Source organism: Enterobacter cloacae complex sp. IR5441 (assembly GCF_049238215.1).
GTDB classification, from domain to species: Bacteria; Pseudomonadota; Gammaproteobacteria; order Enterobacterales; family Enterobacteriaceae; genus Enterobacter; species Enterobacter hormaechei_C.
In genome coordinates this window covers 1-11,854 of the sequence record NZ_JBMKIA010000002.1, presented here as the reverse complement: position 1 = coordinate 11,854, position 11,854 = coordinate 1, and the positions used below count along the sequence as shown (strand labels likewise).

General features: G+C 54.7%; 10 protein-coding genes, 1 pseudogene and 1 riboswitch. Of the genes and pseudogenes, 4 read left to right on the top strand and 7 right to left on the bottom strand.

The window, feature by feature from the left end:
• From ACOTX5_RS02825 to ACOTX5_RS02815, 3 genes are all read right to left on the bottom strand, one after another.
• Positions 1–1,377 (bottom strand): diaminobutyrate--2-oxoglutarate transaminase, encoded by a 1,377-nt coding sequence (locus ACOTX5_RS02825; RefSeq protein ID WP_015572345.1) that lies wholly within the window; start codon positions 1,375–1,377, stop codon positions 1–3.
• A 311-nt stretch (positions 1,378–1,688) separates the two neighbouring features.
• Entirely contained in the window at positions 1,689–2,132 is a 444-nt protein-coding gene (locus tag ACOTX5_RS02820) for a hypothetical protein (protein WP_032103270.1), read from the bottom strand.
• Positions 2,133–2,317: 185 nt separating this feature from the next.
• Entirely contained in the window at positions 2,318–3,346 is a 1,029-nt protein-coding gene (locus ACOTX5_RS02815) for a YadA C-terminal domain-containing protein (RefSeq protein ID WP_072052490.1), read from the bottom strand.
• Between the two features lie 615 nt (positions 3,347–3,961).
• A riboswitch (TPP riboswitch) is annotated at positions 3,962–4,058 on the top strand.
• A gap of 35 nt (positions 4,059–4,093) precedes the next feature.
• On the opposite strand from ACOTX5_RS02815, the gene thiM reads away from it, so the two are divergent.
• From thiM to ACOTX5_RS02800, 3 genes are read left to right on the top strand one after another with little or no spacing between them, the layout of a single operon-like run.
• Entirely contained in the window at positions 4,094–4,864 is a 771-nt protein-coding gene (gene thiM, locus ACOTX5_RS02810; protein WP_017693063.1) for a hydroxyethylthiazole kinase, read from the top strand.
• Positions 4,861–5,661: a bifunctional hydroxymethylpyrimidine kinase/phosphomethylpyrimidine kinase gene (gene thiD, locus ACOTX5_RS02805; RefSeq protein WP_045910734.1), complete on the top strand. Its 801-nt coding sequence runs from the start codon at positions 4,861–4,863 to the stop codon at positions 5,659–5,661. Before thiM ends, thiD begins: the two co-directional genes overlap by 4 nt.
• Positions 5,662–5,703: 42 nt before the next feature.
• Positions 5,704–6,450 carry a GntR family transcriptional regulator gene (locus ACOTX5_RS02800; RefSeq protein WP_003859242.1) on the top strand — a complete coding sequence of 249 codons (747 nt, stop codon included), beginning with the start codon at positions 5,704–5,706 and terminating at the stop codon, positions 6,448–6,450.
• On the opposite strand, the gene ACOTX5_RS02795 is transcribed toward ACOTX5_RS02800, so the two are convergent.
• From ACOTX5_RS02795 to ACOTX5_RS02785, 3 genes are read right to left on the bottom strand one after another with little or no spacing between them, the layout of a single operon-like run.
• Positions 6,424–7,377: a PfkB family carbohydrate kinase gene (locus ACOTX5_RS02795; protein WP_045910735.1), complete on the bottom strand. Its 954-nt coding sequence runs from the start codon at positions 7,375–7,377 to the stop codon at positions 6,424–6,426. The genes ACOTX5_RS02800 and ACOTX5_RS02795 overlap by 27 nt on opposite strands.
• A complete protein-coding gene (locus tag ACOTX5_RS02790) occupies positions 7,374–8,378 on the bottom strand; it encodes an ADP-ribosylglycohydrolase family protein (protein WP_045910736.1) in 1,005 nt (334 codons plus the stop codon). Before ACOTX5_RS02790 ends, ACOTX5_RS02795 begins: the two co-directional genes overlap by 4 nt.
• Positions 8,375–9,652 (bottom strand): nucleoside permease, encoded by a 1,278-nt coding sequence (locus ACOTX5_RS02785; RefSeq protein ID WP_045910737.1) that lies wholly within the window; start codon positions 9,650–9,652, stop codon positions 8,375–8,377. Before ACOTX5_RS02785 ends, ACOTX5_RS02790 begins: the two co-directional genes overlap by 4 nt.
• Positions 9,653–9,900: 248 nt before the next feature.
• Here ACOTX5_RS02785 and fbaB point away from each other — a divergent pair, with 248 nt between their 5' ends.
• On the top strand, positions 9,901–10,953 hold the full coding sequence (gene fbaB, locus ACOTX5_RS02780; RefSeq protein ID WP_015572352.1) for a class I fructose-bisphosphate aldolase: 1,053 nt from the start codon (positions 9,901–9,903) through the stop codon (positions 10,951–10,953).
• A 54-nt stretch (positions 10,954–11,007) separates the two neighbouring features.
• On the opposite strand, the pseudogene ACOTX5_RS02775 reads toward fbaB, so the two are convergent.
• Positions 11,008–11,742 (bottom strand): annotated as a pseudogene (locus tag ACOTX5_RS02775) (MFS transporter); the annotation flags it as partial.
• Positions 11,743–11,854 lie beyond the last annotated feature (112 nt).

The window sequence follows — 11,854 nt, the reverse complement described above, 5'->3', positions numbered from 1 at the left end:
TTACGCCGGGCTAACGCCCGCAGCAAGCAGTGCCTGCTCGAATTTATCCAGGAAGACTTTCAGCTCGTCATCGCTGATAAGCAGAGAAGGCAGCAGACGCAGAACGATACCGTTACGGCCGCCACGCTCCAGAATCAGGCCGGCTTCGAAGCATTTCTTCTGGATCAGTGCAGACAGCTCGCCATCGCCCGGGAAGCAACCCATGTGATCGGCGGCTTCATGTGGCTTAACGATTTCAATACCGATCATCATGCCCAGACCGCGAACGTGGCCGATCACCGGATAGCGTTTCGCCATCTCTTTCAGCTGGCCTTTCAGCCATTCGCCCTGTGCAGCTACTTTGCCCGCGATGTTCTGGTCTTTCAGGATCTTCAGCGTGGTCAGACCGGTAGCCATCGCCAGCTGGTTGCCGCGGAAAGTACCGGTATGGTGACCTGGCGCCCATGCATCGAACTGCTTTTTGATACCGAGCACGGCCAGCGGCAGACCGCCACCGACTGCTTTAGACATCACGATGATGTCTGGCTCAATGCCAGCGTGTTCGAAGGCAAAGAATTTACCGGTACGGGCAAAGCCAGCCTGGACTTCGTCGAGGATCAGCAGGATACCGTGTTCCTGAGTGACTTTACGGATGCGCTGCAACCACTCAACAGGCGCCGGGTTCACGCCACCTTCACCCTGAACGGCTTCGAGGATCACCGCGGCAGGTTTACGCACGCCGCTTTCGACGTCGTTAATCAGATTTTCGAAGTAGTAGGTCAGCGCCTTCACGCCCGCTTCACCACCGATACCCAGTGGGCAACGGTACTCGTGTGGGTAAGGCATGAACTGGACTTCTGGCATCATACCGTCAACCGCTTCTTTCGGAGACAGGTTGCCGGTGACGGACAGTGCGCCGTGGGTCATACCGTGGTAACCACCAGAGAAACTGATGATACCGCTACGACCGGTCACTTTTTTCGCCAGCTTCAGCGCCGCTTCAACGGCATCAGCCCCGGACGGGCCAGTGAATTGCAGGCAGTACTCTTTGCCCTGACCAGGCAACAGAGAGAGCAGGTATTCTGAAAACGCGTCTTTCAACGGCGTGGTCAGATCCAGGGTATGTAACGGCAAGCCGCTGGTAATGACATTTTGGATGCTTTTCAGCACATCAGGATGATTGTGTCCAAGCGCGAGGGTGCCTGCGCCTGCTAAACAGTCAAGGTATTCTTTATTATCTGCATCGGTGATCCACACGCCTTCTGCTTTCGTAATCGCTAAAGGCAATTTGCGCGGATAACTCCTGACGTTAGATTCAAATTCGGCCTGACGGGCCAGATAGGTTTCGTTGCTTTTGTGGGCATCTACGGTGTCAATACGGACTTTATCCGTCATCATATCACTCCTACAACCGCCGCTTCGTTATGAGCAACGATTGAATAAAAAGTTAAAAAACAGATGGGGCCTGAAAAAAACGCCGCCAATATAGAGCCTTTTGTCACCGGGCTCAATGGTTAATTTGCTTACTGTTTTGTGACACAGGGCACAGGGCAGGGAAGATCGCCGTTTGTATGGGAGAGATTGCACTTTATGCTAAATAAAAACAGCAGCTTACGTATGATTTATCCGCATTGTAAAATCAGACAAAAGAGTGTGACAAATCGTGCGATTGTCAGGTGAAAAGGAGGCAGTGAGCCTCCTTACGCTGTTTATTTCTGGCTAACGCGTAAAATACCGTGTTCGCGTCCCTTCGTTTTATTCCACGACGCGTCCGTAATACCGTTTTCATCCAGGCTTAGCGATATCACAAAACCATTACCACGGATCTCATAGAAATTCGCATTCAGGCGTTTAACGCTGGCTTTCTTGCCGTTTACGGTGGCGCTAAAGAAGCCGTTAGAAAGCGTGGCGTTAACCGTGTCCGACGAGAACGAGGCTTCACGCAGGGGATCGTGAATGGATGTCGCTGGTTCGTGTTGTGCCGCGTTTTCCGCTTTGGTTTTGCTGATATCACAAGAGCCATCGCCAGCGCTCATTTGCGTGCATCCCGAACGCTCTAATTGAGCGCGATAATGGGCGTTTATGGCGTGCGCCGGCGAGACACAACCTGCAAGCACGGTGGTACTTATAACGAACATCATTACTTTTTTCATTTTATCGCCTTAAAAACGACACAAATACCATGAGACATACATCACGCCGATCCAGATCCCGACCGAAATCAGCATCAGATACAGGGCTACCGAAATAAAAATATATTTAGACATCTTTTTGTATTAACAAAATGCCCATCCGCTAAAATGAGGCATTCTATTTTTCCCGATGATTATTTTACGCGTTAAAAGCCCATTCCAATCCCAACCGAAGCGCCCATATTATTCGCGGTATCATCTGAGAAGCTCACTTTCGCGATGACATGGGAATTAAAGTTAACGGACGCACCGACAGCAAGCGCGCTCTCGCCGTTGTAAGTCGCGCCGCCAGCAGAGAACATGACGCGCTGATTGGTTTGCACTTGTGGCAAACCCGCCATCGCCATCGCCCCTGAAATACCGGCATTGGCCTGCTTATTATTATTGTCCACTTCATCACGCAGAGATTTAAATTGCTGGCTGGTGGTAGTATTCATTGCCTGTAATGTCTGCCTGGTGGCTTGCAGATCCTGCGTGGCGGCAGTAACAGCCAGGCTATTTTTAGCGACCTTCGCCTGGATAGCCGTATCCAGCTGTCGTTGTGTCACGGTGGTTGTCACACCATCTTTACCGTTATGACCGTCTACACCGTCGCGACCGTTTCTTCCCGCAATGCCTTGTGCGCCAGTATCACCCTTATCACCCTTATCACCTTTCATGCCTGTCGCGCCAGCATCGCCTTTTTCACCCTTCGCGCCGGTTGCACCGATATCCCCTTTTTCACCTTTCGCTCCATCTGTACCGTTGATGGGTTTAGGTGCATTTTCGAGAGCAGTAAGGCGGCTATCCTGAACATTATCGATGTGTTGAAGGTTGATTATGGCTGCGCCGTTAGTCGCCACACCTTGTAGGGCCGTCTCACTTTTCAGACTAGCGGTATCGGCAAGCGCACCTGCAAGTAATGCTTTCTGATGTGCGTCATTAGCCATTTTATCCACGACTAACACGCCTAATTTTGTGGACTGAAGGTCGTCATTAACCTGCGTTAAGCGGTTATCCGTTGCGATATCACGGTTAATGCTATCAGCGTTGTTTTGTGCAATCTGATCCTGATGGTCATTGACAATATTAGTGATTTGCTGATCGTCCCAAACCGTATTCGCGGCTTCAGCCAGGTTCGTTGTACCCGCTAAGACAACGCCCATTACAAAAATAGCAATAAAGGTTTTATTCATAGATTTCATTTGAAAAGCTCACATCATTAACTGTTGAAAAATACTGAAGCTGAACAGCTTTATTTTCTGGATTTAAAAAACGGTGAACGTTGTTTAAATCTTATTTAGTAACGCGAGTAAACTATCAATTAAACGCAAACCAATGATGTTGATCTAAGTCATAAATATTATGAATAGTTCCGACGGCGTAAAAGTCATTTTGCGGTTGTTATTAATGTAAACATTAAGGTGAAAATGAAGTGGTAAATGAAAGGGTTAAATTAAGTGTTTGACAGAGATAAAATTCTGAAAAATAAATGTTTACATTAATGTGTTGATTTATTTCATACGAAAGAAAGTGGACTGTCTTATAAAAGCACTCCCGGTGCGTCATTATGGATACAAATAAAATTTCTCAGCACAGAGAGTGAATAATATTTTTCATGAGTTCTTAACAAATATGGCGGTATAATTAACTGAATAATAATGTATACATATTGAGGGTAGTTAATATCTTGTCGTTTATTGTGCGTTACAGGGGGTTAACGGACAGCCCGAAACTCCTTGCACCCGGGTTACCCCCCGGTTACACTACATGACTACGAATTGCCATTTCGTAAGCAACTGTTTTATAAGTAATTTGACTCGGGGTGCCCTTCTTTGTGAAGGCTGAGAAATACCCGTATTACCTGATCTGGATAATGCCAGCGTAGGGAAGTCAGATGCCTACCCGGTCATCGCTTCTTCACGCACGGCAGGAGCGAAACCATGCAGCCTGACCTGCTCGATTCACACGTTTTACATCAATTCCGAACCCGTTCCCCGCTCACGCACTGTATGACCAACGATGTCGTGCAGACCTTCACCGCCAACGTTTTGCTCGCGCTGGGTGCTTCCCCGGCAATGGTGATCGAAGCCGAGGAAGCGGAACAGTTTGCCGCGCTTGCCGATGCTCTGCTCATCAACGTGGGTACACTCACCGCGCCGCGCGCCCAGTCGATGCGTCGGGCCATTGAGAGCGCGGTAGCCGCGGGTACGCCCTGGGTTCTGGATCCGGTTGCGGTTGGCGCGCTGGCGTACCGCACCCGATTTTGCCAGCAAATATTGTCCCTTAAACCTGCGGCCATTCGTGGAAACGCCTCCGAAATCCTCGCCCTTGCCGGAATGAGTGCGGGCGGGCGCGGGGTTGATTCCACCGATACGGCGGCGAGCGCGTTGACCGCTGCGCAGACGCTCGCCCGTCAGACCCATGCCGTTGTGGTCGTCACAGGAGAAGTGGATCACATCACTGATGGTCAGCGAACCCGTACGGTCGCGGGCGGCGACCCGCTGATGACCCGCGTGGTGGGAACAGGCTGTGCGCTCTCGGCGGTCGTCGCCGCCTGCTGTTCGCTGCCTGGCGACAGGCTTGATAATGCGACGGCAGCCTGCGGCTTTATGAAGCGCGCAGGGTCAGCTGCACTGACTCACAGCCGGGGCCCCGGCAGCTTTGCCCCGGCGTTTCTGGATGCGCTTTACGCGCTGGAGGAGCTGGTATGACACGCATTAATGCCTTGACTATTGCGGGAACCGATCCCAGCGGCGGAGCGGGGATCCAGGCAGACCTGAAAACCTTCTCTGCGCTCGGCGCTTACGGATGCTCGGTTATCACCGCGCTGGTGGCGCAAAACACGCGCGGTGTACAGTCGGTATATCGTATTGAGCCGGATTTTGTCGCCGCACAGCTGGATTCGGTATTCAGCGATGTACGTATCGACACCACCAAAATCGGCATGCTCGCAGAGGCGGACATTGTTGACGCGGTTGCTGAACGTCTCAGACGTTATCAGATAAAAAACGTGGTGCTCGATACCGTGATGCTGGCCAAAAGCGGCGATCCGCTGCTCTCCGCCTCGGCCGTCGACACCCTGCGTAAAAAGCTGCTGCCGCAGGTGGCGCTGATCACGCCAAATCTCCCTGAGGCCGCCGCGCTGCTGGACGCGCCACACGCGCAAAACGAACGTGAGATGAAAGAGCAGGGCAATGCGCTGCTGGCGATGGGGTGTCGCGCGGTGCTGATGAAAGGCGGTCATCTTGATGATGCAGAAAGCCCGGACTGGCTCTTCACCCGCGATGGCGCGCAACGTTTCACCGCCCCGCGCGTACAGACCAAAAACACCCACGGCACGGGCTGTACGCTCTCGGCGGCGCTGGCGGCGCTGCGTCCCCGAAACGCGAACTGGGCGGATACGGTGCAGGAGGCGAAGATCTGGCTCTCGGGCGCGCTGGCAAAAGCCGATTCTCTGGAAGTGGGTCACGGTATTGGGCCGGTTCACCATTTTCATGCATGGTGGTAAGCCGTATACTGGCATAAAACCTTATGCCAGAGAAAAACAGAGATGGAACAAGCGCATACCCGGTTAATTGCTCAACTCAAGGAACGAATTGCCGCACCGGACAACACGCCGTTGTACCTGAAATTTGCCGAAACGGTTAAAAACGCGGTACGCAGCGGCGTGCTCGCGCACGGTAATATTTTGCCTGGCGAGCGCGATCTGAGCCAGCTGGCCGGTGTGTCGCGCATTACGGTGCGTAAAGCGATGCAGGCGCTTGAAGAGGCTGGCGTCGTCACCCGCGCGCGTGGATACGGTACGCAAATTAACAATATCTTTGAATATTCGCTAAAAGAGGCGCGCGGGTTTTCTCAGCAGGTGGTGCTACGGGGCAAAACGCCCAACACGCTGTGGGTTAATAAACGCGTCGTGAAATGTCCGGAGGAGATCGCCCGCCACCTCTCCCTTGCGCCAGACAGCGATGTCTTTCTGCTTAAGCGCATCCGCTACGTGGATGACGATGCGGTATCAATAGAGGAGTCCTGGGTACCGGTAGGGTTAATCCCCAACCCGGACGACATCGGCGTCTCGCTTTATGATTACTTCCGCAGCCAGAATATCTTTCCGCAACGCACCCGTTCGCGCGTCAGCGCCCGGATGCCGGACAGCGAGTTTCAGGCGCATATCAAGATGGACGATAAGATACCGGTGCTGGTGATCAAGCAAGTCGCGCTCGATCAACAGCACCGGCCAATTGAGTACAGCATCAGCTACTGCCGCAGCGACCTATACGTCTTTGTGTGCGAGGAGTAGGGCCTCGCGCGTGGGGGCGCAGTCGCCACCGCGATGGCTGACTACCCAGGCGGCTACGGCATTGCCAAGCTGCACCGCCTCTGGCAGTGACCATCCCGCGGCCAGCCCGGCAAGAGTACCTCCCGCATGGCTGTCACCCGCGCCGATGGTATCGACTACGGTAGCAGGAAACGCCGGAACGTGTCCGGAAGCGTCACCGTCATACCACACCGCCCCGTCTTTATCATGGCGTACGATCAGCGCAGCGCCAAACCTCTGCTGCCACCGTGGGCCGAGCTCTTCCACGTTCACGCCAAGCCATTCGGCGGCAAGTTCCGCCTCCTGACGATTGAGCGAGACGATTGGTTTGCAGGCCATGATGCGTGCCATTAGCGGGTCGGGAATATCCGCAATGCGCGGACCGAAATCGATAAAGAGCGTCACATCCTGAAGACTTTCCAGCCAGGCCGTCAGCAGCTCACCGCTGGGGGACGCCAGCTGGTAGCCGGACAAAGAGATCAGGCTCCCTGCCGGTACGCTTAATCCGTCCAGCCAGCGCGGCTGCCACTGGTTCTCCACGCCGCTAAACGACATAAAGGTCCGTTCACCGTCAGGCTCCACCAGCGCCAGGCACCAGCCGTTATCGCCCGTTTCCGCTTCCACGGCGCTGTGCAGATCCTGCTTTGCCATGGCGTTACGGATAATATCGGCCCACACGCCGTGGCCGACGGGAAGGGCATTTTGCGCAGCAATGCCGAGCCGCTTCAGGGCGATGGCGATATTCAGCGCGCAGCCGCCAATATTCACTCCCTGTTGCTTCAGCTCGATATCACACCCGCGCCAGGGCAGGGCGTAGGCGTCGGCAATCACGTCGATGACCGCCGCGCCGAGCACCGTTACGGGGCGCGTGGCGTGAAGGGTTTCGAGACGGCGGGCAAAAGCACTCATACGCCCTCCCTGTGCTCCCGGAAGTGCAGCAGTTTTTCGCAGTAGTGGCCGAAATCGAGCCGGTTTACGGCATCAAGTTCGTTTTTGAGCGCCGGATCAATGGCCTGTACACCGTGTAGCGCGCCGCAGATGGCCGTCGCCATCGCGCCGATAGTGTCAGTATCACCGCCCAGGTTGGCGCATAACACCGCGCAGCGGTTCGGATCGGTACCCGCGAGTTCGACCATCGCAATCGCCGCCGGAACGGACTCAAGGGTGCTCGTGCCCGCGCCAATAAGCTGATAGATCTGCTCGCTGGCGGACTCGGTACCGTTGGCTTCGCGCACGGTTTTCAGGGCCAGCTCAATACGAGCGGAAAGCGATGCGCTGAAGGTGGTCGTGTTCGCCTCCTGCGCCGCACGGGCAATACCCGGCAGGGCATCGGCGATGTGATGCCAGCGCTCGCCGTCGATAGCGCGTGAAACCGCCCAGGCGATCACCACCGCACCGGCGATGGCGAGATCCGATTTATGGGTCGGGCTGGAGGCTAACGCAACCTGTTCCACAAAGTGCGCCAGACGCGTGGCTGGCAGGAGGCATCCCAGCGGGGAGGCGCGCATCGCCGCCCCGTTGGTGACGCCGTTGTTTTCCAGCTGGCTCACCGGCTTGCCGTCACGGATGGCGTTCAGGGCAATTTTGGAGGTCGGGCCGAGCACATTCTTATTGAACGCGTCAAAATCCAGCGCCCAGTCCAGAATATGCTTACCGATAACCTCAGGGTTAATTTCCCCGTCGCATTCGATAATCGCGTCGGCCAGGCACAGCGCCATCGACGTATCATCCGTAAATTCGGCCTGCTTAAAGTAACAGGCGGCATTATTCTCAGCCGGGCCGGGTAAGAAACGGTCGATCCAGCCGAAGTGCGCTTTCACCCGCTTGCGCGGCCACAGCTCCGACGGCATCCCCATCGCATCCCCTAACGCCTGCCCGTAAAGAGCACCGAGAATACGGTCTTGTTTCATTTAACTTCCCCTCGTGTCAGCGCGGTATCGCCATCAACCACCTCAATTGCGGTGATCTCTTTATCCGATTCGCGGAAAAACAGCATAAACAGCACGGCAATCACCACAATCATGATTGCACCAAACGTCCACATTCCGGCCCAGTTGAAGGTCAGCCCATTCACCGGCTCTTTATATGCGAACATTTTTTCCATCATCACGCCGCCGAGACGGTAACCCAGCAGGCTACCAAAGCCCTGACAGCACAGCGTGATCAAGCCCTGCGCCGCGTTGCGCATGTGCACGGGCGCTTTTTTATCCACGTAGATGTACGCGGTGACGTAATAGAAGTCATAGCTTACGCCGTGCAGCAGAATGCCGAGGAACAGCAGGGCGTAGGTGAAGTATTGCTCGGCGCCGCCGTAAACAAAGAAACCGTAGCGAATGGCGGCGGTGATCAGGCCCAGCAGCAAGACCTTCTTAATACCAAAGCGTTTGGTAAAGAATGGCAGAGCGAGCATGAAGAAGATTTCAGAGAACTGGCCGAGGGTCATCCAGCCGGTGGCGTTTTTCATCCCCACTTCGGTGAGATAGCCGTTGGCAAAGATATAGTAGAAGGCCAGCGGCATGGCGAACAGGAACGAGCAGAAGAAGAACACCAGGAAGTTTTTATCGCGCAGCAGGATCAGCGCATCCAGCCCCAGCATCACTTTGAAATCCAGCTTGCCGGTACTCTTCGGCGGGGTATTCGGCAGGAACAACGCGAAGACGCCAAGCAGAAGGGAGCTGGCAGCGGTCATCAGCAGCGGGATATTGGTGTCAGAGATGTCGCTATAGCCCATCATCTGCGGCAGGAAGCCGCACGCCAGGCCGGAGGCAATCCAGCCGATGGTGCCCATCACGCGGATGCGCGGGAAATCAGCCTCCACGTCATCGACGTTCGCAAAGGCGATGCTGTTGGTCAGCGCGATGGTCGGCATATAGGTCAGGGAGTAGGCCAGCAGCAGCGGCAAGAAGGTGCTGAACTGGGTTTGCTGTGCTGCGAAATACATCAGAATCGCGCCAGCGAACATCAGCACGGCCAGCACTTTCTGGGCGGCGAAGAAACGGTCAGTCAGCGAGCCGACAAGGATGGGAGAGAGGATCGCGGCAATCGCGGTACAGGCGTACGACCAGCCAATTTCCCCGGCGGTAAACCCGCTCTTACTCAGCCACAGCCACAGCGGCACAAACCATGCGCCCCAGATAAACCATTCAACGAACATCATGAATGACAGTTGGACTTTCGTTTTCATTTTTTAATCCTGCATGTCAGAGGTACGCATGTAACATACCATGTGATAATACCTTTTAAATACCTTTAAGGCGATTGTTTGATCAGTGTAACAAAAATGTTGTACACGAAACGAGCCAGCAGATTGTGCTTAAAAAAGTTGCAAATGGTGGAAAATAGGTTAAGTCGGTACCAGGCTTAGTCTGCCTGCAAAAACGTGGGCTTGGATCACACGCTCCGACATCATGTCGGACTTACGGGAGCATCACTATGACTGATATTGCGCAACTGCTTGGCAAAGACGCCGACAGCCTTTTACAGCATCGTTGTATGACCATTCCAGCCGATCAGCTTTATCTGCCAGGCCATGATTACGTAGACCGCGTCATGGTCGACAACAACCGTCCGCCTGCCGTACTGCGAAATATGCAGACGCTTTACAATACCGGTCGTCTGGGCGGGACCGGGTATCTCTCCATTCTGCCCGTTGACCAGGGCGTAGAGCACTCGGCGGGAGCGTCGTTTGCTGCTAACCCGCTCTACTTTGACCCGAAAAACATTGTCGAGCTGGCGATTGAAGCGGGCTGTAACTGTGTGGCATCGACGTATGGCGTGCTGGCCTCCGTTTCCCGCCGCTATGCTCACCGCATTCCGTTCCTCGTCAAGCTGAATCACAACGAAACCCTGAGCTACCCAACCGAATACGACCAGACACTGTACGCCAGCGTCGAACAGGCGTTCAACATGGGTGCGGTAGCGGTCGGGGCGACTATCTATTTTGGCTCTGAGCAGTCGCGTCGGCAGATAGAAGAGATCTCTGCCGCGTTTGAGCGCGCGCACGAGCTGGGGATGGTGACCGTATTGTGGGCCTATCTGCGTAACAACGCGTTTAAGAAAGACGGCGTGGATTACCACGTATCTGCGGATCTGACCGGTCAGGCAAATCACCTGGCGGCAACCATCGGCGCGGACATCGTGAAACAGAAAATGGCCGAGAATAACGGCGGGTATAAAGCGGTGAACTTTGGCTATACCGACGACCGCGTCTACAGCAAGCTGACCAGCGACAACCCTATCGATCTGGTGCGCTACCAGCTGGCTAACTGCTACATGGGCCGCGCCGGGCTGATTAACTCCGGCGGTGCAGCAGGCGGTGAAACCGATCTGACCGACGCGGTGCGCACGGCGGTGATTAACAAACGCGCCGGCGGAATGGGGCTGATCCTGGGCCGCAAAGCGTTTAAAAAATCCATGGCCGACGGCGTGAAGCTGATTAATGCGGTTCAGGATGTCTATCTGGACAATAAAGTGACGATTGCCTAATCGCACGCATCTTCCTGCCGGGATAAGCGTGACCCGGCAGGAAAGTTCTCTCGCTTACTCCTTCAGCGTTTCAGGATGAGGAGTATTCAGCAGACCCGCCATCCCTCTCTTGCTGCTATTTGCTTTTTCTAAGCCCGGCTGCGTGACGCGGATAAAGGCACACAGAACAAAAGCCAGCAGATAAAGCACCGTATAGGCGATGACCACGCCGAGCGTGCTGAACCAGGGCAGCAGCACCACGGCAATCGCCGGCGCAAGGAAGTTAGACAGACCGGCTGACAGGTTATACACCGAAATCGCCGCCCCCTTGTGCCGCGGCTCCAGCGCCGGGAACACCGCCGCCATCGGTACGAAGGCCGCCACAAAAATCCCCAGCGCGATGGCCGGGACCAGCGCCATGGCAAAGTTATGCCCGAAGTGCTGCGGAATGTAGTAAAACGCCAGGCTCGAGAGCGCCATCCCGATGCAGCCAAACCAGCGCACCACCCGCATCCAGCCCATTTTTTCCGCCACCACGCCCCAGAAGACGTTCGAGAAGATGGTGGTGAAGAAGAATACCGCCCAGACCTGAAGCCACTCGGAGGTGGTGAAGCCCAGTTCGTCAACAAACATCATCGGCATGATGACGGCAAACCCGAACAGGGAGAGGGTGTTGATGATACGCACCATGCTGGAGAGCAGAATACTGCGGTTGGTGTAGAGCAGCGTCGCCGCACGGCCCAGCTCGGCGAATTTTTCCCGGGTGGAGAGATTATGCATGTGCGTTGGGGTTTTGACGCTGCGCACTGATGAATCCCCTAATGATTTTGGTAAAAATCATTAAGTTAAGGTGGATACACATCTTGTCATATGATCAAATGGTTTCGCGAAAAATCAATAATCAGACAACAAGATGTGCGAA

Bases quoted from the DNA above. Each gene is read 5' to 3' on its own strand.
- ACOTX5_RS02785 (WP_045910737.1), bottom strand. From the start codon at position 9,652: ATGAAAACGAAAGTCCAACTGTCATTCATGATGTTCGTTGAATGGTTT.
- thiD (WP_045910734.1), top strand. From the start codon at position 4,861: ATGACACGCATTAATGCCTTGACTATTGCGGGAACCGATCCCAGCGGC.
- ACOTX5_RS02795 (WP_045910735.1), bottom strand. From the start codon at position 7,377: ATGAGTGCTTTTGCCCGCCGTCTCGAAACCCTTCACGCCACGCGCCCC.
- ACOTX5_RS02825 (WP_015572345.1), bottom strand. From the start codon at position 1,377: ATGATGACGGATAAAGTCCGTATTGACACCGTAGATGCCCACAAAAGC.
- thiM (WP_017693063.1), top strand. From the start codon at position 4,094: ATGCAGCCTGACCTGCTCGATTCACACGTTTTACATCAATTCCGAACC.
- ACOTX5_RS02800 (WP_003859242.1), top strand. From the start codon at position 5,704: ATGGAACAAGCGCATACCCGGTTAATTGCTCAACTCAAGGAACGAATT.
- fbaB (WP_015572352.1), top strand. From the start codon at position 9,901: ATGACTGATATTGCGCAACTGCTTGGCAAAGACGCCGACAGCCTTTTA.
- ACOTX5_RS02815 (WP_072052490.1), bottom strand. From the start codon at position 3,346: ATGAATAAAACCTTTATTGCTATTTTTGTAATGGGCGTTGTCTTAGCG.
- ACOTX5_RS02820 (WP_032103270.1), bottom strand. From the start codon at position 2,132: ATGAAAAAAGTAATGATGTTCGTTATAAGTACCACCGTGCTTGCAGGT.
- ACOTX5_RS02790 (WP_045910736.1), bottom strand. From the start codon at position 8,378: ATGAAACAAGACCGTATTCTCGGTGCTCTTTACGGGCAGGCGTTAGGG.